Below are 24,119 nucleotides of genomic sequence, written 5' to 3' on the forward strand. Positions count from 1 at the left end.
TTCTTCTGTGCCGTCTACTGGTAAGTTTGGATCGAACTCATCTTTGTGTCCTTGTGGTACTGCTTCAGGTGCAAAGTGTACAATCTCGTCTACTGGATTTTTTGTAACTTTTGTTGTTGGTTCACCGCGTTCAACTACATCTCCTGTATCTGGGTCAACTTTAGTTGGTGTAGTTGTTGTTGATTCTCCATCTTCACCTTTTTGTACGATAACATCAGGTGTTCCTGGTTCTAATGTTGGATCAAATTCACGAATAGTTTTATGAGGAATTGGTTCTTTCGATACTTCCACATCATCAATTAAATCAGCTTGAGGTGTCGTAATTGTTACACCTTCAAGATTTGTTCTCATCATTCCTACAGAATATCTATCTTGCATATGACTAGAAGTAATTAAGAAATTATACTTTTGAGTTTTATCAATACCTAATTGTGATGTAGTAGCTTGCCAAGTCTTACCTGCATACGTAGCAGTTAATGTACTTGTTGCTGCATCGTAATTTAATACTACATCATTTAATCTTTGACCATGGTATTTTCCATCATTATGATTCGTTGTATTATCTGCATATTGAATTTTGTTCACTGGCTTGTCTTTAGAATTGAGCGCATTTGATCCTACTTGCTTTGTTAATCCACTTGCATCATTTTTTACAAATGTACCGTAACCAATTTTGACTCCACCAATTTGACTTAGATTATTTTTCTTATCTGCATCGATTTCATCGGCTTTACCATTAACATTATTGTATGACGTATCAATCTTAAACCCAGATGCATTTGCCATACCTTTATCTCTTAAAATACCACCTTGGTTTAAAAAGTCTTGGCCATTTCCTTGAGTAAAGATGAAGCCCCAACCATCTGCTCCTGTTGTATTACCTTGGTTGTTGTTCGCTACTGGAACAGTAATTGTAAAGTCTTTGTTGAAATTTATTTTATCTTTATATTCTAATGCACCTTTAGTTCCTGTATTCGGTTTATTAACAGGATTTATCGCTGTTAAAACTCCCTCTCCCGGAAACTCTTCTGGATATTCTCTGTGGACGATATCCCCGTATTCATTAAAATTACCAGTTCCTTTTTTAGTAACTGAGTTTTGTGCAGCTGCTCTTAATGCTGTTGCTGAATTATTAACATTTGTTGTTCTAGCATTGCTGCTTACTGAACGGAATGTTGCTCTTGGTTGTGCGTTTTCTTTGTTAGCTGTTTCTTTAAGTGCTTCGCTTAATGCTATATTTTTAATTTCTTTATTAGATAAATTTGAAATATCTTTTGGTAATACTTTTTCAATTTCAGCTTTTTCTTCTTCTGTAACATCAGATTTATTATATAAATCTTTAGCAACTGTATCTACAACTTGAGTTCTCTCATTTTCTGCTGGTTGAGCATTTGAATTGCCCTTAGCATTTGTGTCTTCAACTGCTGGTGCTTCTTCTGTGGCTGCTTTATTTGTTTCTTCAGCTTTTGGCACTTCTTCTATTGCTGCTTTGTCTGTTTCTTCAGCTTTTGGCGCTTCTTCTATTGCTGCTTTGTCTGTTTCTTCAGCTTTTGGCGCTTCTTCTGTTTCTGCTTTGTCTGTTTCTTCAGCTGTTGGCGCTTCTTCTGTTGCTACTTTGTTTGCTTCTTCAGATGTTACTGCTTCTTCTGTTACTGCTTTGTTTGTTTCTTCAGTTGTTGGCGCTTCTTCTGTTGCTACTTTGTTTGTTTCTTCAGTTGATGGTACTTCTTCTGTTTGTTCTTCTTTAGCGACATCTTGTTCATTAGTTGCAATTTCTTCTGTGCTCTCTTGATCTACATTTTGTTTTTCTGTTGATGTTTGTTTTTCTATAGTCTCTTCAGATTGTCCATCATCATTTAAATTATTTGACTGTGATTGTACAGAATTATTTTGTTGTTCATCCGCTTTTGCTTCTTCACCTATCCCGAAAAGTAAAGTAGCTCCCACTAAAATAGAAGCAGTTCCTACAGTAAATTTTCTAATAGAATACTTATTAAGCCTATTAGGGATAAAATCTAATTTTCCCTTACTTGCTTTCGGCTTTTTCTTCATTCTACATTCCTCCTATGCTATATCATTTTCTATTGATAAGTTTTTTATTTTTAGAGCACTTATCAAGTGTAATTATACTTTTTGAATTTAAATAAAACAATATTTAAATTCAAAAGAAAATATCAATAAATATATTTTGTATTGTACAACGTTGTTTAATACAACATATATTTTTCTTATAAATTTAAGTAAGAACATATTTACAAAATTTCCTGTTTACAACATAAAAAAATCTCTTGTCATTTAATATAACAAGAGATTAATTCATTAAACTATTTTATTATTTAAGTTCTTCACCGTTTGTATCGATGACATTTTTATACCAATAGAATGAGTTCTTCTTAGTACGTTTTAATGTTCCTTTTCCTGCATTGTCACGATCTACGTGAATTAAGCCATATCGTTTTTTCATTTCACCAGTTGTAAATGACACGATATCAATGACGCCCCATGGTGTATAACCCATTAATTCAACACCGTCTTCATCAACCGCTTCTATTGACGCTTGAATATGTTCTCTCAAGTAATCGATTCTTTCTTGGTCATCTATCGTACCGTCTTCTTTAAATTCATCTGTTGTACCAAAGCCATTTTCAACGATAAATAATGGTAACTGATAGCGATTGTACAAAGCATTTAAAGTATATCGTAAACCAATTGGATCTATTGCCCAACCCCATTGACTAACTTTAATGTAAGGATTCTCTACTGAATTTGGTAATCCACCATTCACAACATTACCATCAACACTTTGTTCTGCATCATGTTTAACGACTGTAGACATATAGTAACTGAAGCCGATATAATCAACCGTACCATTTCTTAAGATTTCATCATCGCCTTCTTGCCACTTAATGTCGTAACCTTTTTTCTCGAACATTTTTAATGCATAACCTGGGTAATATCCTCTTACTTGAACATCTGGGAAGAAATATCTCAAACGACTTGCAACTTCCGCTTCTAAAATATCTTTAGGATTACATGAATATGGATAAATAGGTACGTGAGAAATCATGTTCCCAATAACAAAGTTTGGATTAATTTCTTTACCTTTTGATACAGCAAGTGCACTTGCGATTAATTCGTTATGCGCAACTTGATATAATACTTCTTCAGCATCATCTTCTTCTGTTAAAGTGACACCAGAATTCGTCCATAAGAATATTGGATTACTTGTATCCATTTGGTTATTAATCTCATTAAATGTCATCCAATATTTCACTTTATCTTTATAACGATTGAAGACAGTTTCAGCAAAATGCACGAAAAAGTCTACAACTTTACGATTTCTAAAGCCACCATATTCTCTTGCTAAATGTAATGGCATTTCAAAATGAGATAACGTTAATACAGGTTCAATGTTATATTTTAAAAGCTCATCTATCACATTATCATAGAACTTTAGACCTTCTTCATTCGGCTCTGTTTCATCACCATTTGGATAGATACGCGTCCATGCAATAGATGTTCTTAAACACTTTAATCCCATTTCATTGAACAAACCAATATCTTCTTTATATCTATTGTAAAAATCAATACCTTCATGATTAGGATAATATTTGTCCGCTTCAACCTTTTCAGTAATTTCACGTGCTTTACCATGCTCACCAGCAGTCATCACATCGTGAACACTTAACCCTTTACCACCTTGATCATATCCACCTTCAAATTGATTAGCAGCTAAAGCGCCACCCCATAAAAAGTCTTTGTTTAATTTAGCCATTTAAATACCTCCGCATATTTTGTATACACTTACATTATAATTATACCGGTACAATTTGTAAAGATAGGTATAGATTTAGTTGGTGTTATTAATTTAACAAGTGCTATAATATGGGTAATATCTATCATAAAGTGGGGATTAATATGCTTAAGTATGAGCTTATTGCTGAACGTATTGAGTCGCTTATCAATAATGGGCATTATGAAGCTGGAGATAAATTACCGAGTGTTGAAGTTTTAAGAAGTGAATTTAACGTGAGCAAGAGTACGATTATCAATGCTCTCAAAAATCTAGAAAAAACAGGTTTAATCTATCAAGCTAGAGGCAGTGGCATCTATGTAAGAAATCCGAAAAGAGATGGATTTGTTAACTTATTTACTGCTGATGGATTTTCAGATGAATTTAAAGGGCACGATGTAACGAGTAAAATCTTAAAAGTCGCGGAAATTCAACCTGAAGATGATATTAAACAACAATTAAAGTTAAAAGACAATGATACTGTTTATCTTGTAGATCGCGTTAGATATCTTGATGGAGAGGTATTCTGTATTGAAACTTCTTATTTTAGTAAGAATGTTGTCTTATACATGAATGAAGAAATTGCCAATGGTTCGATCTTTCATTACATTGAAAATAACTTAAAAGTCAAAGTAGGATTCACTGATATATATTTCAATATTGGTAAATTAAATAAAGAAGATGCGACACACTTAGAACTAAATGAAGGTGATCCTTCGTTAGAATATGAACAAATATTCTACACTAGCACAGGTATTCCTTTCGACTACTCTAAAATCATATTCCATTATGAAAATTCTAGATTCTATATACCTTCAATTAAATAATAGAACGGGACAGTCATCATGTACGATGGCTGTCCCGGTTTTTTATGCCATTTCTGTCGGATTAATGGCTTGTACAAATTTAAATGTATTGTCTTCAAATTCAAATTCTAGTATGCAACAATTGGAGAATTTCACTTCTTTAACTTTTTCAAATGGTAACCATAATTGTAAAAACATATATAATGCTCCCCCATGACTTACTGCTAAAATTGTATTGGCTTCGTCTATATTCATAATTTCTGTTAATGTTTCATTCATCCTACTTTGCAGTTCTTCACTAGACTCACCGCCATAATCAACAAAGAAGTCTCCATAAGAAGTTTCACCCGGCTTATGTGGTGGATTTAATGTCTCACTTTCAGCTTCATAAAGCCCAAAGTTCCATTCTTTCAATCCTTTTAATCTTATATATGGCCTTTCTGGACATATAATTTCAAGCGTATCACTCGCGCGTTCTTGTGTAGATGAGTATAACGATTCAAATGTAATATTCGATTCATCGAAATATTTTTTTGCCATACGTGCTTGTTCAATTCCTAATTGTGTTAAAGGTGAATCAGATGCACCTTGAATTTTTTTCTTCTCATTAAATAATGTTTGTCCATGTCTCATTAAGTATAATTTCTTACTCAAAAACCATCATCCCTCTTATCAAATTATCTTTCATTACATTTATCCTACCATTATTAAAACTTAAGTGTAAAATAACATTTATTTTCATGAGCATTCCTATTGCTTTGCTTAAAAATTTAAGTATAATAATTATAGTTAGTTTAATTTTTATCACAGAGGAGAAATATTATTATGTCACAAGTATTATTTATTACAGCTCATCCACATGATGAAACTGTTTCTTTTTCAATGGCAACAGCTAAATCATTTATCGAAAGTTATAAAGCTTCAAACCCAAATGATGAAGTCGTTCATATCGATTTATACAATTCATACATTCCACAAATTGATGCAGATGTATTTGCTGGTTGGGGTAAATTACAATCAGGACAAGGCTTCGAAGAACTTTCAGAAGGCGAACAAGGTAAAGTACGTCGCTTAAACGAATTAAGTGATCAATTTGTTAATGCAGACAAATATGTATTCGTTACACCATTCTGGAACTTCTCATTCCCACCAGTTATGAAAGCTTACTTAGATTCAGTATCAGTAGCTGGCAAAACATTCAAATACACAGCTGAAGGTCCAGTTGGTTTATTACCAGATAAAAAAGCATTACACATTCAAGCACGTGGTGGATACTATAGTGAAGGTCCAGCAGCTGACTTAGAAATGGGTCACCGTTACATCGGACAAATGATGAACTTCTACGGAATTACTGACTTTGACGGTTTAATTGTTGAAGGCCATAATGCTAACCCAGAAAAAGCAGAAGAAATCAAAGCAGACGCAATCGAACGCGCAAAAGCATTAGGACAAACATTCTAATTTAATATTGTAATATTGAACCTGAGTCATCATGCGATGACTCAGGTTTTCATTTATCGACCTGGTAATCCTTTTTTCGGGTCGATAAATTTTTTTATCGGTCCGTATTCCAACCTCATCACCCTATTCAATCTCTTTTACACTTGTCTTTTTGATTGTTCTTGAAAACGATTACAACTATAATGTAATTATACACTAAAGATTGAGGTGATGATTTATGGTAAATGTAAATAATCAAGGAATAAAGCTTTATGTGCTCGATAATGGTCGTATGAGAATGGACAAGAATCTAATGATTGCTGGGTCTAATCAAGCTACTTTGGATAATCCTAATGCACCTAATGAAATGTTTGAATTCCCTATTTACACCGTATTTATTGATCATCCTGAAGCAAAGATTTTGTTCGACACAGCTTGTAATCCTAACTCTATGGGGGAAAACGGTAGATGGATTAACCAAACTCAAAAAGCATTCCCGTATACTGCTGATGAATCTTGCTACTTACCTAATAGACTTGAACAAATTAATGTCGATCCAAGCGAAGTTGATTATGTCGTAGCTTCTCACCTTCATTTAGATCATGCGGGTTGTCTTGAATATTTTACAAACGCAACTGTAATTGTGCACGATGATGAACTTAATGGAACGATGCAGACTTATGCGCGTAACCAAAAAGCTGGTGCTTATATTTGGGCGGATATTGATGCTTGGATTAAAAATGATTTAACATGGAAAACGATTAAACCTTATGAAGATAATTTAGAAATTGTTAAAGGAGTTAAAGTACTGAATTTTGGTAGTGGTCATGCATGGGGCATGATTGGATTAGAAGTAGAAACTCAGGAACTCGGAACACTGATATTGGCTTCAGATGCTATTTACACAGCTGAAAGTATGGGAGACATTTTAAAGCCACCTGGTATTTTATATGATTCTATTGGTTGGGCAAGATCTGTTGAAAAGATTAAAAAACTCGCTAAAGAGAAAAATGCACAAATTTGGTTCGGCCATGATGGCAATCAATTTGAAGGCTTTAGAAAATCAACAGATGGATATTACGAATAATGTTAATCATATAGGAGTGAAAGCTAATGAAGACACGAGCAGCGGTATTGCACGAAATGGGTTTACCTAGTCCATACTCAGAAAGTAAACCATTAAAAATTGAAACACTTGAATTAAATAAACCGAATCAAAATGAAGTGCTCATTAAAATTGGAGCGGCAGGTTTATGTCATTCAGATTTATCTGTTATTAATGGAAGTAGACCACGCCCTACTCCTATGGCACTTGGACATGAAGCGGCAGGAGAAATCATTGAAATTGGAGACAACGTAACAAACTTTGAAGTTGGTGATCATGTTGTCTGTACATTTATTCCAAACTGCGGTCATTGTCTACCATGTAGTGAAGGTAGACCTGCACTATGTGAGAATGGCGCCGCTTCTAATGAGCAAGGAGAACTACTTGATGGTGGCATAAGACTACATAATGATGAAGATAATATGCATCATCACTTAGGCGTTTCTGGCTTTGCAGATTATGCTGTTGTTTCGCAACACTCTATCGTTAAAGTTGATAAAGACATTCCTTTTGAAAAAGTAGCCATATTTGGATGTGCTGTTATTACAGGTATAGGTGCAGTTATTAATACAGCACAAGTAAAACCTGGCAGCTCAGTTGCAGTTGTTGGATTAGGCGGTATCGGTTTGAATGCAATTTTAGGCGCTAAATTAGCTGGAGCAGGAGAAATCATTGCATTAGATATTAATCCAGGCAAATTTGAATTAGCTAAAAAACTCGGTGCAACTGCAACTTTTAATTCAGGAGACGATGATGTTGTTGAACAAGTTAAAGAATATGTAAAAGGCGGCGTTGAATATGCATTTGAAACTGCCGGTGTAGTGCCAGCAATGGAGGTTGCTTACAAAATCACTAAACGTGGTGGATCAACAGTAACAACAGGATTACCAGACCCTAAACATGAATTTTCATTTCCACAAGTTACTTTAGCAGCAGAAGAAAGAACCATTAAAGGTTCATATGTAGGTAGCTGTGTACCAATGAGAGATATCCCAAGATTTATCGCGCTTTATAAACAAGGTCGCTTAGATATTGATTCATTACTAACAGACACGTTGCCTCTAGATGAAATTAATGAAGGATTCGACCGACTAGCAAAAGGAGACGCCGCAAGATTAGTAGTCAAAATGAATAATTGATAACTGAGATACAAAATATGGACCGATAATTTTTCGTATCGGTCCATATTTATCGTTTCTGGACCGGTATTTATTTTTATCGGTCCAGAAACTCTATTTTCGGGTCGCTATTTTTATTTATCGGCCTGAAAATCTTATTTTCGGGTCGCTATTTTTATTTATCGGCCTGAAAATCCCAATCCCAACCTCACACTTCCTGCCCACACCTCTCTCCTACATCCACCCATCACATATATCATTATCTTTGTGACTTTTACATGGAAAGTATACAATTATATTTAAAGAATGATTCATTATTTATAAGGGGATGAACAAATGGATACTTCATTTAATACAACAAAAGAATTTGCCGAAGCTTTGGATAAAGCGGATGTGTTATATCATGTTCGTGATCGATTTTATATACAACCTAACGAAATTTACATGGATGGGAATTCTTTAGGTCTTGCTTCTAAAGATGCTGAGGCATCATTACTCAATGCGTTAGAAGATTGGAAAAAAGAAGGTATCAAAATTTGGAATATTGAAGACAGCAAATACTATCATTATTCTAAGCACATTGCTTCAAACATGGCGCCATTAATTGGTGCCAGTCCTGAAGAGGTAGTTGTCGTTGGTAGTACGACATCCAATATACATCAAGCTATCAGTACTTTTTACGAACCAACTAAAGATAAATACAAAATATTAGTTGATGACTTAAACTTCCCTACTGATCGTTATGCAGTAGATAGTCAAGTGCGCCTAAAAGGATTAGATCCAGACGACGCAGTTAAAGTTGTTAAAAGTTCAGATGGTGTATTCATTGATGAAGATGCCATTATTGAAGCAATGACGGATGATGTTGCACTTATTCTATTGCCTACTGTACTCTATCGAAGTGCCCAAGTATTAGACATGGCAAAAATTACAATGGCTGCAAAGGAACGTCAAATCATCATTGGATGGGACTTATGTCATGCAATCGGCGCGATTGAAATGGACTTAACTCAAATTGATGCAGATTTTGCTGTATGGTGTACATATAAATATTTATCAGGCGGACCTGGTTCAACTGCCGGATTATATATCAATAAGAAACACTTTAATCGCAGTCCTGGTACTGCCGGTTGGTTTGGGAATAAAGACGAAACACAATTCCAACTTAATCATACATTTGAACATCAACGAGATGCTTCAGGGTGGCAAGTTGGAACCCCAAATATTCTATCTATGGCACCGTTAGAAGGTGTACTTAACATTTTTAACGAAGTTGGCATGCATGCTATTAGAACAAAATCACTTCATATTACGTCATACTTAATGTATTTAATTGATGAAAAGTTAACCGACTATGGTTATTCAATTGGGAACTTACGTGATGATTTTAAACGAGGTGGACATATTTGTTTAGTGCATGATGAAGCATATAGAATCAGTTTAGCGTTAAAAGATAAAGGCGTCATTCCTGATTTCAGAGAGCCAAATGTTATTCGATTAGCACCTATTGCTTTATATACATCTTATGAAGAAGTATATAAAGTCGTTGAGATTTTAGAAGAAATTGCACAAGATCATTTATACGAACAATATAGTACTAAACGTGGCCTGGTCGTATAATAAATCGCGTACTTAAGGAGTAACTATATGTTCAAGAAATACGGTGAAATGATTCGATTTATACTTGTAGGTGGCATCAATACAATTAATTATTATTGGATATATTTATTATTATTAAAAGTGCTCGACATTCAATATTTAGTGAGTCATATATTGAGTTTCATAATAAGCTTTATCATTTCATTTTATTTGAATTGTTATTTTGTTTATCATGTTCAACCTACCGTGAAAAAATTCATTCAATTTCCTATTACACAAGTTGTAAATATGGGATTACAAACATTATTATTATTTGTGTTTGTACAATTACTTCATGTAAACGAAACTTTTGCACCATTTATCGGATTAATTTTTACAATTCCTATAACGTTTATATTATCTAGATGGATATTAGTAGATAAATAAAACCACAAGCGCCTGTAACATGTTTATGTTACCAAGGCGCTTGTGGTTTTATTCTATAATAAGAACATAACAAAGAATGGAACGACTGCTACCACTACAATACCAACTAGAACGAGTGAAATACTGGCCATTGATTCTTCTACTTCACCTAATTCTTTTGCTGCAGCGACACCGAGTGTGTGTCCACTTGTACCTAAGGCTAATCCTCTCGCAATCGGATTTGTAATATTAAAGAGTTTCAATAATTTATTACCTAATGCCATAATAATAACGGCGTTTAAAATTACGGCTAATGATGTGAGTTCTTTAATACCCGAAATACCTTCAGAAACTGGCAATGCAATTGCAGTTGTTGCTGCTTGTGGTAACATTGATGCGATAATATCATCACCAAATTGGAATGATTTCGCTACAATATAAATAATAACAAGTGCTGCTACTGTTCCGATAGCTATACCACCCATGATATGATGCCAATGTTTTTTAAGTACTTCACGTTTTTTGTATAAAGGAATTGCGAAACAAATTGTTGCTGGTTCTAGGAAGAAATTAATAATATCTCCACCTATTTTGTAATTTTCATATGGTATGCCTGTCGCTTTTAAAAATACAATGCCACCAACCATACTGAAAAATAATGGTGCAAACAAGAAGAATCCATTTGTTTTTTTAAATAAATAAGTACCGACTAAGAATAATGTTACAGATAATCCGATACCGAAATATGGTGTATTAAGGCCAAAATGTTCCATCATGCATAATCACCTGCCACGCGTTTATTGTTAATTTCTTTCGTACGTTTAGCTGATTTTTCACTTGGTTTAATAATCATTTGTGAAAAGATACCCGTACAAACAAGTAATAAAATTGTAGAAATAATAATCAGTAATATGATAAGTATTGGACTCGTACTTAAAATTCCTAATGAGTTGATTACTGAAATACCCGCTGGAACGAATAAGAATCCGATATTATTCGTCAATGCTGTACCAACCGCTTCTACTTGTTCTAACTTGATAACACCTGTCGTCAATGCGATAAACATCAGCACTAATCCGATAACAGATGCCGGCATTGGTATAGGCATAAAGCTTTCTATGACATGTGAAATTAATAATACAATTGATATTGTTAATACTTGATGAAAGAAGTTATTGACTTTTTTCATTTTGACAACCTCCCGAAGTAATCTCTTAAGGTTATCTTAATATGAAAATCATTTTTTAAAGCGTTTTCAATGCGAAATGCAATAATTGACCTCTAAGTTACAAAATTTATACTCTGAAAATTATACTAACCCTATTTCTGATTTAAACGACTTCATATATGATCGACTAACTTGTAATTTGATGTTCCCCGTCAACGTCACTTGATACGTCGAATTAAACCAATGTTCAACCGATTGTATATGCCATTTATTGATAATACTAGCACGATGAATACGAATAAATTTAGCGTGACTGAGCTTTTTCTCATAGAAACTGAGTGGCTCGTTTGTCGTATATTCATTGTCAGTCGTATTAATCGTCGTAATACCTTGGTTGACAGATATCGCAATAATATCATCTACATTCAATACATAAATACGATCATCGATTTCAATAGGTAAGACTTCATCATGATTGACCGGTTTCGGATCAACCGATTGTTGTGTCTCGATATTCGTAATTTTGTTAATCGCTTGTTCAATTCTTGATTTCTCAAATGGCTTCAAGATATAGTCTGTTGCTTCTAATTCAAATGCTTGTACAGCATATGTGTCATGAGCAGTTGCAAAGATAATATGCGGAACATGTTTCATTTTATTGATTTTCTTCGCTAAATCTAATCCACTTTCTTCCATCAAATTAATATCTAAAAATATAACATCAAATTCGTATGACAATAGCTGTTCCAATGTCTCTTCAACATTCTCTGCTTCTTCAATTTGACTAAATGAACCAATTTGATTCAATAAATATTTCAGTTCATTACGTGCTAAAGGTTCATCATCAACAATTAACGCATGCATTACATTTCCTCCTCTCGATATTTGTGTGGAATAATCGTACATACTTTCGTTCCTTTATCACTTGAATCGAATTGTAATTCTGCATGATTTCCAAATAATCCTATTAATCTTCTATTTAAATTCTCTAACGCACTTCCAGTTCCAGACTGAGAGGCAACCGTTGTCTTACCTAAAATAGCGATTTTATCTTCATGAATACCTTGTCCATTATCTCTTACACATAATTGAATCGATTGATGATTACGAATTACTTTAACCCAAATACGATTATCATCTTTTCTACTTGTAAAGGCATGTTTAATCGCATTCTCCACTAATATTTGTATAACAAAAGGTGGTACAAGTGCAGAATAATGTTCTTCGGGTATATCAAATTCAATTTTAAAGTGATCGGGATATCTCGCTTGTTCTAAAGCAATATAAGCACGTACTTGTTCTAATTCTTTTTCAATAGTAATTGTATTATTTCTCGCACCTTGTAAATTCGAACGGAAGAAATGACTCAATTGTAATAGTAATTGACGTGCTTTCTCATGATCAATTCGAACCAATGCTGAAATTGTATTAATCGCATTAAAGAAGAAATGCGGATTAACTTGAGCTTGTAACGACTTAATTTCAGCATCTTGTAATAATTTTCGTTGTGTTTCAACAGCACCAAGTTCTAACTGACTAGAGAATATTTTAGCTAATCCTTCAGCTAGTTGTTTCTCTACAAATGTTAAATCATGATGATCTGTAAAATACAACTTCAATGTCCCTACAATATCATCGTGAACATATAACGGAATAACGATCGCCGCTTCAAGTGGACAGTTCGGATGTTGACACCCTATATCTTTACTAGAATAGACTTCTTTTTGTTGACCTGTTTCAATAACCTCTTTAGATAAATCGGTAATAATCGTCTTATCAGGTGTATGATGATCACTAGCTACACCAACATGTGCCAATATATGCGTCTTATTTGTAATAGCAACAGCAGAAACTTTCATGAGATCTTTGATAACTTTTGCGGATTGATGTGCAGATGATTCTGTTAATCCTTCTTTAAAATAAGGCAATGTCTGATTGACGAGCTTTAAAACATCATGCGTTTGGATTGCTCTCATTTGTTCTTCTTGTTTAACTGTCGAAATAATTATAGACATAAATATCGCAGTACCTAATCCATTAATGATAATCATTGGCAATGCAATGAGTTGAACAAGTTCCCATGCATCTGCTTTTTGAGATGAGAATATCAATATACAAATCATTTGAATAACTTCCGTAGATGCACCAACTAATGCACTTTGTTTCACGGATAAATAACTTTTAGACTTCATTGCTTGTGCACCAAAATAACCTGCGACAAGCCCAATGACGATAGATGATATTAAATATGTATATGCATCTGCACCGCCAATATAAACTCTAAATATACCTGATAGCACACCTACAAACAGACCTACAAATGGACCACCTATCAATCCTGAAACGCCTATAGTTAACACACGTGTATTCGCAAGAGACACTTCTGGACCGAGATGTAAATAAATCATACTCGAAACAATTTCACCATTATGAATCGCTACACCTGTAAAATTAGATAGTAATGCAAATGATGAAAATACAATAATCAATCTCCATTTTACATACCATTTATCACGCTCACCCATCATATTTTTAAAATAAGTGGTATTCATTAATATGTATGCGACGAGTATAATTAAACCAACACGTTCTAATAATAAGACAAATAAATTTAACATATAAACACCTATCGTTTCTTTACTATTCTATACGTTCATACCAACAAATAGTTTACCATATGATTGTTAGAAATCTCGGAATAATGTTTAAATGATATAATAAGATGAACCATGCAGAAAGGGGATAATATGATGAATTTACAAACTGCATCACCAAATGAAATTAGAGCAAGTATAAGACAACGCGCATTAACACGACCAACTAGTGGGATGGCTAAAGGGTATGTCCAAGCAAATGTCGTCATCTTGCCTTCTAAATATGCCTATGATTTTTTGAAATTTTGCTTTAAAAATCCTAAGACATGTCCATTACTTGATGTATCCGAAGTAGGATCACCGTCATTTAGTAAATATGGAAAAGAAGCGGATATTAGAACAGATGTTGGATTGTACAGACTTTATAAAGATGGCAAATTCGTACAAGAATACGAAGATATTAAAGCGTTGTATTCAGATGATATGGTCAGCTTCTTAATTGGATGTAGCTTTACATTTGAACATGCTTTGCTTGAAGCGGGTATTCCAGTATGTCATATTGAAGAAAATCATAACGTGCCGATGTACATAACAAATATACCTGCTGAACCAAGTGGTACTTTTAAAGGAAACATTACAGTAAGCATGCGACCTATGACGATGGCAGAAGCAATTAAAGCTACTGAAATCACAACACATTTCAAAGAAGTACACGGTACACCAATACATATTGGAAATCCAAGTGAAATCGGTATCGGAAACATTGACCAACCTGATTTCGGTGAAGCTGTAACAATTAAAGATGGAGAAGTTCCTGTATTCTGGGGATGCGGTGTAACACCACAATCCGTAGCATTAGATGCCAAACCAGACATCATGATTACGCACGCACCCGGACATATGTTTATAACAGATATTAAAGACAGTGAAATGAGCTAGAATTAGAAGGACTTTGAAAGCAGAAAGCTGAGGCAACGTTAATTGCCTCAGCTTCATTTTGTTTCTGGACCGGTAATATTTTTTATCGGTCCAGAAACTCCATTTTCGGGTCGTTATTTCTTTTTATCGGTCCATATTTTCTGTTTCTGGACCGGTATTTATTTTTATCGGCCTGGAAATCCCTATACTTCCATTCTCAACTTATAGTTCTGTACGCAATTCCCACAATTCAGGAAAGAAGTTCTGGTCAATAACGCGCTTTAAATAATTTACGCCTGAACTTCCACCCGTTCCTGTTTTGAACCCTATTATTCTTTGTACGGTTTTCATATGTCTAAATCGCCATTGACTATATCTATCTTCTACATCTGTTAATTTCTCTAGTAGTTCATACAATTCAAAGTATGCGTCTGATTGTAAATATATTGCTTTAAAAGCTTCTTTGACTGAATCATTTCTCATATAATTCTGTGTAACTTCCCTATTTAACACTTCTGAATCTATGTCAAATCCTGCTCTATGTACTGCTTTAATTGTTTCATCATAAATACTTGGTCGTTCTAGTTGTGTTTTCAGCTGCTGATAAATATTTGGGTCTTTTTCATAGATTTTTAAAGCATGTGTTGTTTTATATCCTAAGCTATATTCAATCATTCTATTTTGAAAAGATTGAAATCCTGAAGAATTTCCTAAGTCATCTCTAAATTTCAAATAATCACTTGGTGTCATGGTTGATAATACTTCCCATACTTGAATGAGTTGTTTTTGTATATTACCTACACGAGCTAATTTTTTAAATGCTTGTTTATATTGATCAGATTTAATATCATCACTTGCAGAATTTAATTCATGAATAATCAAGTTCATCCACAGTTCTGATACTTGATGGACAATTATGAATAATTTCTCATCGTGCGCATCTGTTAATGTATGTTGTGCTGATAATACTTTATCTAAACCTAAATATTCACTATAAGTCATGTCCTTCGAAAAATCCGTCTTCACACTTTCCCCTTTAAGTGATTCATCTTGAAATTCGCTCACAACTACTCCCCCTTTTTAGAAATGACCGCTCTTATTGGCGATCCGTCTGCACCTACTATATTTAAAGGTAATCCAATGAAGTTATAATAACCTTCTGAAACATTTTCTAATAATAGATTTTCAATATTAATGATGTCGTATTGATTAAATGCATGATGATTGTCTAAAGTTTTAGAGTCGATATCATCTACTGATGGCACGTCTATACCAAATACTTTAATCCCTATTGAAGATAAATATTGAATGGCGTCTTCTGTTAAGACAGGTACTGACTCTGGGAACACTTCAGAATGTGCTTCTGATTTAGTCTTAATCATAATAATAGTCCCTTTAATCTCAAATTGCTTGAGTATTTCCTGGGTTATTAATGTTTCATCCATAATTTCAATTAATGTTGCATCGCCAATTAAACGATTGACGTCAATTTCATGAATCTTGATACCTTCTTCATCAAAGTGATATGGCGCATCCATATGTGTGCCTATATGTGTGCTTGTTGAAATGCTACCAATATTTACAGAACCCGTTTCTTCTTTAGTCGCTGAAAGTTTAAAATGAAAAGGCTCATCACCTGGCCAGTGTGCAATATTGTTCGTCAATTGTTGTGTAATATCAATCCACATAATCATGCTCCTTTATTAATGTAATCGCTACCATATTACCTTTTAATACAACTTTTGTACATTAATTTGTAATAATGAAAAAAGTAAAAGCCGAGACATATCTGTATGTCCCAGCCTTTTTCAAAATTATACAATTAAATTGACGATTAATATTAATATCAAACCTAATACAGAAAGTACAGATTCTAGAAGTGTCCATGTTAAGAACGTTTCTTTAATTGTTAAACCAAAGTATTCTTTGAACATCCAGAATCCTGCATCGTTCACATGTGAGCAGAATATACTGCCTGCACCAATAGCAAGTACGACAAGTGAAATATTCACATCTGAAGCTTGTAATAATGGTAATACAATACCTACTGAAGATATTGCTGCTACTGTTGTTGAACCAAGTGCTACCCTTAATAAAGCAGCAGCTAGCCATGCTAAAAATATTGGTGACATTTCTGTACCATGGAATATTTCTGAAATTGTGTCACCAACTCCACCATCAATGAGGATTTGTTTAAATGTACCGCCCCCACCGATAATTAAAAGTAACATTGCTATTGGTCCAATAGCTTCTTCAAATGATTTCATAATCGTTGTCATATTCTTAGATTGTTTAATACCCATTGAATATATCGCAAATAACACAGCTAATAACATTGCTGTAACTGATGAACCTAGTAGGTACACGATAGATTCAAACCAGTTTGTTGGTTCTTGATCATGACCAGTTATGAGTTGAACTACCGTAGCAAATAACATTAAGATAACTGGGAATAATGCTGTTAATAAACTGATACCAAAGTTCGGTAATTTTTCATTACTAAAATCATTAATTTTCCCAATACTTGCTGTGTTTCCTTTCTTTTCAAATGCTACAGGTGCTATAGCATAAGCAAATTTAGGGAAAATCCCTCCAACTATGATTGCTAAAGGTACACCGATGATAAGACCATACATCAGCACTTCTCCAATATTGGCATTAACCGCTTCTGATATCGCTACTGGACCTGGATGCGGCGGTAGGAATCCGTGCGTTACAGCAATTGAAGTCGCCATTGGAATACCAACTTGTAAATTAGAAATTTTCATTCTTTTAGCCAACGTAAACACTAAAGGAATTAATAACACAAATGCAACTTCTAAAAATAAAGATATCCCGATAATAAATGATGCAATAATCATTGCCCAAGTTACATATTTTTTACCAAACGTATTAATCAGTGTATCTGCAATTCTTGTTGAACCACCACCGTCAGATAATAACTTTCCTAAAATCGAACCTAATCCAAAAATAATCGCAATATGACCGAGTGTATCGCCCATACCTTTTTCAATGGTTTCCACAATTTTATCAAGTGGCATACCTAAAATAATACCTGTTAACATTGAAGTGATAATTAAAGCAACAAACGTATTTAATTTAAAGTACATAATAAGCGCTAATAAAATTAATACACCAATTACAACACTAATCAGTGGCCAGTATTCTCCCAACATTTAAATCCCTCTTTCTTTATATATTTAACGATTTAATTCATATACACTGCTTAAAGTTTCTTCATCTCCGACATTTCCTGGGAATATAACATAAGGTATATTTTGATATTTCGCTTCAGGACCTGTTAGCCATACTGGAACCCCTTGTGTAATTTGACCGATGACTTTTGCTTTTTCAATTTTTAACCCTTTTGTCGCAACATCGCTTGAAGTTATACCACCTTTAGCGATAATAAACTTCGGTTGTACATCTAAATTTGAAACGATTGATACTAAACTATTTGAAATTGCAGTAGAAATACTTAAATTATGTTGCAAATTCTCAGTTCTAATAACATCTCTTGACGTATAAATGACAACATCTTCACCGTTATCAATGTATCTTTCAACGAGTTGTGTCATATCATCAACATAAGCTTGTAAATTGGATGACGCTATTTGCGTAACGTCAAATTCTATTTCACTAATAAAAGTATTTTCCAATAAATATTTCAGTTGATCTGATGACTTTTTAACATGTGAACCAACAACAATAATGCCACCATTATCATTTTCTTTATACGAATTTAAATTGATAATTTCTCCAGGCGTTTCACAAATCGCTTTAACAAAAGATGCTGCTGTTCTAAAGATAAAGCGTTTATCATGTTGTGCTAAAAATACAGTCAAACAAGCTACAAAGAAATCCATATCCTCATCATTCACAGCATCTACAACGACTTGATCAAAGTCATTTAAATTTGAAAATACATTAAAAATCGTTTCTTTATCTCTTTGTCGTATGTTTTCTAATGTGATGTGATAAACTTCGTCAGATTGAATTTCGCCATTACTTTTTTCGCTTATAAAGTCATTCATATGTTTAGACTTAAATCCAAATGTTGTATCTTGTGCAAATTCACTTTCAGATACCGGGATATATTGCTCGCCTTCTTTAAGATAATGAATGCCTTCATATGTATATCTACTACCTTCAAAGAAAGCTGGAATATAGAATACAGCATCAAAAGCTTGGTCACTAGACTCACTTAACACTTTAGGTTCTATATAGAAATGACCTCTTAATGTAGAATCTCCTCTACTAATAATTAAATAAGGAATATCCAATTTATTAGCTACTTTTTGTATGTTAGCGCTTACCTCTTGGTGTAAAGAAATCGTCTCTTGCTCGTTTAACGCTCTAGAATTTGTCAAAATGTAAAACATATTATGGGATTGAAGGAAGCCATCTTCAATCCATTCCTCAGTCCACTTCGTATATACAGGTAAATCTTTAACTGTTTGAGTGCCTGTAGGATCATCATCTAGTACGATAATTTTATATTTTAAATCTGCTAAATGCTTGTTTATATCATCATGCTTAAATTCATTTATTAATTCTTTTGTTAACATCATTATCACCTACATATTATTTATTTTTTCGAAGTATTGAATGATACCTGAATGGTCATTTAAACCATTGCCTTGTGCAACTTCTGATTTATAAATTTCTTTAATTTGATTAATAACTGGTAATGTTAATCCTGCTGTATCTGCTGTTGACGATACATTTTTCAAATCTTTTAAATTAATATTTAAAGTGCCACCTGGTTTATAATCTTGTTTAATCATTTTAGGGAATTTGGCTTCCATAACTGCTGAACCTGCTAAACCTTTTTTGATTGCTTCATGCATTTCTGTCAAATCAATATCAAATTTCTTAGCGAGTACAACTGCTTCTGACAATGCTGCAATATTTGTATTCACGATAATTTGATTCGCCAATTTAACGACACTACCAGAACCAACGTGACCAACTCTTACAACAGATCCAGCAATTGGACGAAGCACTTCTTTAATATCTTCTAATAATCCTTCATCACAACCTACCATTACAGCTAGTTCTCCTGTAATCGCAAGTGGTTCTCCTCCACTAACTGGTGCATCTACATACTGAATATCTTTTTCTTCAAGTACTTTACTAATTTCTAAAGATTCATTAGGTGTTAAAGAACTCATATCAATAACCATTTTGACATTAATTTCATTTTGGTTTAATACTGCCGTTTCACCACTGTATAAAACTGATTTAACAATAGCGCCATTAGGCAACATCGTAATCATCACTTCAGCATCTCTAGCCATTTCTTCAATAGATACAACTTTCGCACCTAATGCTGCTACCTCTTTTTCAGCTTCTTTATTTAAATCATTTACTAATACATCTTTATTAGCTTTGATTAAGTTCTTCACCATTGGCTTACCCATAATACCTAATCCAACAAATCCAATTTTCATTTTTATGCTCCTCTTCTGTAAACGTTTACAGGTATTGTATACCAAAAATTAATAAATGTATACATTTTATTTCAATTTTTTTTATAGTAAGATGAAGTTAACGAGGTGAGAACGATGGCAAATAAGGAATTATCCATATATCAAAAAATTAGAAATGACATTATAAATGGTGACTTAACACAAAATGAAAAAATAACAGAAAGCAAACTTGCACAGAGATATAATGTTAGTAGAACGCCGATAAGAGAAGCTATAAAACAACTAGAATTAGAATACTTCATAAGAGACGGTTATATTTATGTACCAACAGTAGAAGAATATCGAAATATCTTTGAGATGCGTATTTTAATAGAAACACACGCAATTAAAAAAGCGAGTATCGTATTCACTCAAGACGATATCGAAGAATTAAAAAGTTACGCAACAATCGGAGACGATAAAACAGAAGAAGAAATCATACAAATCAACGATCAATTCCATCAAAAAATCATGAGCGCTACAAAAAATAGTTTTATAATAGATACGTATAGTAAATTAAAAAGTTATATATACCTATTCAGCAAAACAGTTATCAATAAAAAGCGCCCAGGTCTTATAGAAGAACATCAAAAAATAGCAGAAATGCTAGAAAAAAGACAAACCGAAGCGGCAATAGAACTCATGAAAGAACACTTATTAAACGACTTAGAATTCAGTCTATACTATTTGAAATCATAGGAAGAAATAGTGTGGGGAGAAGGGTAATAAACAATAATCAACTATATTAAAATGAATGGAGTGCATCATATGACATTAAAAGAATTTAACATCATTGAAAATCAACTCATTAATGAATATGCAGGTTACTTTGATAAAAAAGAACTTATAACACAATTTCCATCTAAACTTTCTAATATAAATGAAGAAGAATTTTATTTTTACATGACTAAATATTTGAATAAATTTCACGATCCACATCTTAAATTAGTTGATTTTAATGGACTTTATCCAAATATAAGAGTCCAATTATATAATGATCAATTATATGTGATAGACTCTAGAAATTCACAAATTCCAACGGGTACTGTAATTCATAATTTAGGTTCATACTCAATCGATTATATACTTGAAAATGATCATGATTTATTAAAATCAAGTAACCCAGAAAGAATGGAATGGTCAGACGTACTTAAAAAATATAAATATATCGTATCGGATTCTAAACAAATATCTATTTTACAAAAAGATAAACCGGATTTCTTTGAACAATCATACATTATCGAAAATAAAAGCACCTATATTTATATAAAATTCACCGACTTTATTGATCATTTAAAAATCTCTAATTTAATAGATAAGCATAAAAACCTACTTTTAAATGCGAAACAAATCATTATTGATGTGCGAGGTAATCGCGGTGGTTCAGATTTAGCTTATTTAAAGTTATTACCTTATTTAACAACCGAAAGTATTACAATAACTGATGAAACGCCTTATTATCATAGATTTACAAAATCTTATTGCGACGAAAGAATACATACAATTTCTGAACTCATAAAACAAATGCCAGATTCAGATGATCTCGATGAATATAAATCAATTTTAAATCTATATAAAGATAACTACGATAAAGGGTTTGTTAATATCAATAACAATCCAGAATCTGACACAATTAAAGGTATTCAAGAAAAGTGTCCAGATGTAAAGGTACTAGCGGATTTTGAATGCGGAAGTTCAGGAGATAACTTTGTAAAAATTGCACATGAATTTAAAAATATCGAAATTATAGGTAGACCTACTAAAGGTATGAACGATTATAGTAATATCATGTTTATCGATATTAACGGTAAATATAAATTAAGCGTCCCACACTCTAAAGACGGAAATGTAGATTTAGGTAAAAGTATGGGAAAAACAGGTATACCAGTAGACCACTATATTCCATGGACACCAGAAGAACTAGAAAAAGATATTATCTTAGAAATAGCTATAAATAGATTTACTTCGCATTAAATTTAAATGAAAAATGTTGAGCTAACGATCTTGTTTTTGTTTTATTCAAACATAAAATAAATGGTTGAAAATGATTAGTCTCTTAAATTAATTATTAAGAGTTATTCATTTCCAACCATCTTTTTTTGTCTTTTTATAAATACAAATGTAGCTAAAATTATGGTAATACTATTTATAATAATTGCAGCGTAAGCTATATTTAAAATGTCGACTAAGTAACTAAAAATCATAACTATTATTGGAGGCGGTATTCTTAGTGCTAGTGACCTAAAACTACTAACTCTACCTATAAATTCATTGCTTGTTTCTCTTTGAATAAAGGTATTAATAAATATGACACTTAAACTTGAAGTTATACCTGTTAAAAATATTAACAATACTACAAGTATTGTATTAGATATTAATACTGTTAATATCACTAATACTGAATACATCACGATTAATAAATAATTTACTTTGCTTTCTTCAACTATTTTTAAAATATATGATGCGCAAATTGTTCCTATTATTGAGCCTATAGAAAAACTAATCATTAAAACTGATAAACCTATTGACCCTAATTTTAATTGATCAGACATTAAGACAAATATTAAACTAATAGGAGCAACAGATATATTAATAATGATTAAATAATATATAGATTGTTGTAATAAATTTGAACTTTTTCTTAAGTAACTAAAAGATTCTGATATACTTCCTTTAATTTTTTTATCAATGATTTGTTGAGAAAAAATTGGAATATATGCTATTTTCATAAGTATTGCTCCACCTAAAAATAATAAGCCACCTAGAAAAAGTGTGTTAATTAATCCTAGTGAATCAACAAGTAATCCCCCTAATAATAATCCAAAAATATTACAAATATGTTTGATAAATTCAGACGAGCTATTAGCATTTATAAGTTTTTGATTACTTATCGTTTTCTTAATTGTTGCTTGGAAGCTTGGAAGATAAAAAGAAGTTAGTATAGCCAAAATAAAAACTAATATGTATAACAATATAATGTTTAACAAATCACTTTGAATAATATAAAAAATTAGCCCTGATAGCATTAGAAGAATAAAGCGTGATAGATTCGTTATGATTAAAATTGATTTATTATTATATGAGTCAGCCAGTGCACCAGAATAAAAAGAAAAGATTATAATTGGTAAAACTTGAAAAAGTGTTAATAAGCCCACTAAATACACTGAATCTGTATAAACATATAAGCTCCACAATACAGCTATGCCTAATAAAGATTCACTAATTCTCGTAATAGCTAAAGAAGATAATATCAAATAAAAATCATTAATTTTTAAAAATTTCTTCATATATACTCGCTCCCTTTCTGATAAAAGTGAGTGTTATCAGCCTGTTGAATTCGTTAGACTTCTCTATATTCCAACTATATATTTAATTTTACATATACGTTTGCATATAACATAAAAAAATTATTTGATTATACATAAGCATATAAAATCGTTACTTCTTAAAAAATATAATAGACTAGAAACATGATTTGTTCAAATCATCTTAGAAACAGCTACAAATACATTTACTTCGCATTAAATTTAAATAAAAATGTTGCGCTAACGATCTTGTTTTTCATTCTTGAGCGTTAGAGCGACATTTTTTCTGTTTTTGTGCTGGTTCTCACGCGCTAACGATCTTGTTTCGGTTTCTTGAGCGTTAGAATTTCTAACGATCTTGTTTCGGTTTCTTGGACGTTAGAATTTCTAACGATCT

21 protein-coding genes and 1 pseudogene are annotated in these 24,119 nt (G+C 32.7%); 9 read left to right on the forward strand and 13 right to left on the reverse strand.

Going from position 1 to position 24,119, the window contains the following annotated elements; genetic code table 11:
- Positions 1-2,052, reverse strand: a pseudogene (gene pls, locus CD035_RS02180) (plasmin-sensitive LPXTG-anchored glycoprotein Pls); the annotation flags it as partial.
- A 280-nt stretch (positions 2,053-2,332) separates the two neighbouring features.
- Positions 2,333-3,775, reverse strand: a complete 1,443-nt coding sequence (locus tag CD035_RS02185) for a 6-phospho-beta-glucosidase (RefSeq protein WP_048540798.1) — start codon at positions 3,773-3,775, stop codon at positions 2,333-2,335.
- Between the two features lie 143 nt (positions 3,776-3,918).
- Between CD035_RS02185 and CD035_RS02190 the strand changes: the two genes are divergently transcribed.
- Positions 3,919-4,620: a GntR family transcriptional regulator gene (locus tag CD035_RS02190; RefSeq protein ID WP_048540796.1), complete on the forward strand. Its 702-nt coding sequence runs from the start codon at positions 3,919-3,921 to the stop codon at positions 4,618-4,620.
- A 42-nt stretch (positions 4,621-4,662) separates the two neighbouring features.
- On the opposite strand, the gene CD035_RS02195 is transcribed toward CD035_RS02190, so the two are convergent.
- Positions 4,663-5,253: a histidine phosphatase family protein gene (locus CD035_RS02195; RefSeq protein WP_197708387.1), complete on the reverse strand. Its 591-nt coding sequence runs from the start codon at positions 5,251-5,253 to the stop codon at positions 4,663-4,665.
- Positions 5,254-5,424: 171 nt separating this feature from the next.
- On the opposite strand from CD035_RS02195, the gene CD035_RS02200 reads away from it, so the two are divergent.
- From CD035_RS02200 to CD035_RS02220, 5 genes are all read left to right on the forward strand, one after another.
- Complete coding sequence (locus CD035_RS02200) at positions 5,425-6,060, forward strand: FMN-dependent NADH-azoreductase (protein ID WP_025906904.1); 636 nt, start codon at positions 5,425-5,427, stop codon at positions 6,058-6,060.
- 217 nt (positions 6,061-6,277) lie between these two features.
- The gene (gene ahlS / locus CD035_RS02205; protein WP_048540794.1) at positions 6,278-7,126 is read left to right on the forward strand and encodes an AhlS family quorum-quenching N-acyl homoserine lactonase; all 849 of its coding nucleotides are present in this window, start codon (positions 6,278-6,280) and stop codon (positions 7,124-7,126) included.
- A 26-nt stretch (positions 7,127-7,152) separates the two neighbouring features.
- Positions 7,153-8,283, forward strand: coding sequence for a zinc-dependent alcohol dehydrogenase family protein (locus tag CD035_RS02210; RefSeq protein WP_048540792.1), 1,131 nt, complete (start codon positions 7,153-7,155; stop codon positions 8,281-8,283).
- A gap of 315 nt (positions 8,284-8,598) precedes the next feature.
- Positions 8,599-9,882 carry a kynureninase gene (gene kynU / locus CD035_RS02215; RefSeq protein WP_048540790.1) on the forward strand — a complete coding sequence of 428 codons (1,284 nt, stop codon included), beginning with the start codon at positions 8,599-8,601 and terminating at the stop codon, positions 9,880-9,882.
- 27 nt (positions 9,883-9,909) lie between these two features.
- On the forward strand, positions 9,910-10,287 hold the full coding sequence (locus CD035_RS02220) for a GtrA family protein (RefSeq protein WP_048540788.1): 378 nt from the start codon (positions 9,910-9,912) through the stop codon (positions 10,285-10,287).
- Between the two features lie 53 nt (positions 10,288-10,340).
- Here CD035_RS02220 and lrgB read toward each other — a convergent pair whose 3' ends face one another.
- From lrgB to CD035_RS02240, 4 genes are all read right to left on the reverse strand, one after another.
- Positions 10,341-11,042 carry an antiholin-like protein LrgB gene (gene lrgB / locus CD035_RS02225; protein WP_048540786.1) on the reverse strand — a complete coding sequence of 234 codons (702 nt, stop codon included), beginning with the start codon at positions 11,040-11,042 and terminating at the stop codon, positions 10,341-10,343.
- Positions 11,039-11,455, reverse strand: coding sequence for an antiholin-like murein hydrolase modulator LrgA (gene lrgA, locus CD035_RS02230; protein ID WP_048540784.1), 417 nt, complete (start codon positions 11,453-11,455; stop codon positions 11,039-11,041). The genes lrgB and lrgA overlap by 4 nt, the downstream gene beginning before the upstream one ends.
- A gap of 120 nt (positions 11,456-11,575) precedes the next feature.
- Positions 11,576-12,298: a response regulator transcription factor LytR gene (locus tag CD035_RS02235; protein WP_048540782.1), complete on the reverse strand. Its 723-nt coding sequence runs from the start codon at positions 12,296-12,298 to the stop codon at positions 11,576-11,578.
- Positions 12,298-14,052: a sensor histidine kinase gene (locus CD035_RS02240; protein WP_048540781.1), complete on the reverse strand. Its 1,755-nt coding sequence runs from the start codon at positions 14,050-14,052 to the stop codon at positions 12,298-12,300. The genes CD035_RS02235 and CD035_RS02240 overlap by 1 nt, the downstream gene beginning before the upstream one ends.
- A 132-nt stretch (positions 14,053-14,184) precedes the next feature.
- On the opposite strand from CD035_RS02240, the gene CD035_RS02245 reads away from it, so the two are divergent.
- Positions 14,185-14,967: a putative hydro-lyase gene (locus CD035_RS02245; protein ID WP_048540779.1), complete on the forward strand. Its 783-nt coding sequence runs from the start codon at positions 14,185-14,187 to the stop codon at positions 14,965-14,967.
- A gap of 201 nt (positions 14,968-15,168) precedes the next feature.
- Here CD035_RS02245 and kynA read toward each other — a convergent pair whose 3' ends face one another.
- The 5 genes from kynA to CD035_RS02270 all read right to left on the reverse strand — a co-directional run bounded on the left by kynA (position 15,169) and on the right by CD035_RS02270 (position 20,399).
- A complete protein-coding gene (gene kynA / locus CD035_RS02250) occupies positions 15,169-16,011 on the reverse strand; it encodes a tryptophan 2,3-dioxygenase (RefSeq protein WP_048540777.1) in 843 nt (280 codons plus the stop codon).
- 2 nt (positions 16,012-16,013) lie between these two features.
- The gene (locus CD035_RS02255; RefSeq protein WP_080964666.1) at positions 16,014-16,634 is read right to left on the reverse strand and encodes a cyclase family protein; all 621 of its coding nucleotides are present in this window, start codon (positions 16,632-16,634) and stop codon (positions 16,014-16,016) included.
- Positions 16,635-16,760: 126 nt separating this feature from the next.
- A complete protein-coding gene (locus tag CD035_RS02260; protein ID WP_048540773.1) occupies positions 16,761-18,122 on the reverse strand; it encodes a gluconate:H+ symporter in 1,362 nt (453 codons plus the stop codon).
- A 24-nt stretch (positions 18,123-18,146) separates the two neighbouring features.
- On the reverse strand, positions 18,147-19,514 hold the full coding sequence (locus tag CD035_RS02265) for a four-carbon acid sugar kinase family protein (protein WP_048540772.1): 1,368 nt from the start codon (positions 19,512-19,514) through the stop codon (positions 18,147-18,149).
- A 9-nt stretch (positions 19,515-19,523) separates the two neighbouring features.
- Positions 19,524-20,399 (reverse strand): NAD(P)-binding domain-containing protein, encoded by an 876-nt coding sequence (locus tag CD035_RS02270; RefSeq protein ID WP_048540770.1) that lies wholly within the window; start codon positions 20,397-20,399, stop codon positions 19,524-19,526.
- Positions 20,400-20,513: 114 nt separating this feature from the next.
- Here CD035_RS02270 and CD035_RS02275 point away from each other — a divergent pair, with 114 nt between their 5' ends.
- Both CD035_RS02275 and CD035_RS02280 read left to right on the forward strand, forming a co-directional pair.
- Positions 20,514-21,116, forward strand: coding sequence for a GntR family transcriptional regulator (locus CD035_RS02275; protein ID WP_025906924.1), 603 nt, complete (start codon positions 20,514-20,516; stop codon positions 21,114-21,116).
- Positions 21,117-21,185: 69 nt separating this feature from the next.
- On the forward strand, positions 21,186-22,391 hold the full coding sequence (locus CD035_RS02280) for a S41 family peptidase (RefSeq protein WP_048540768.1): 1,206 nt from the start codon (positions 21,186-21,188) through the stop codon (positions 22,389-22,391).
- 101 nt (positions 22,392-22,492) lie between these two features.
- Here CD035_RS02280 and CD035_RS02285 read toward each other — a convergent pair whose 3' ends face one another.
- On the reverse strand, positions 22,493-23,704 hold the full coding sequence (locus CD035_RS02285) for an MFS transporter (RefSeq protein WP_048540767.1): 1,212 nt from the start codon (positions 23,702-23,704) through the stop codon (positions 22,493-22,495).
- Positions 23,705-24,119 lie beyond the last annotated feature (415 nt).

Source organism: Mammaliicoccus sciuri, assembly GCF_002901825.1.
GTDB classification, from domain to species: Bacteria; Bacillota; Bacilli; order Staphylococcales; family Staphylococcaceae; genus Mammaliicoccus; species Mammaliicoccus sciuri.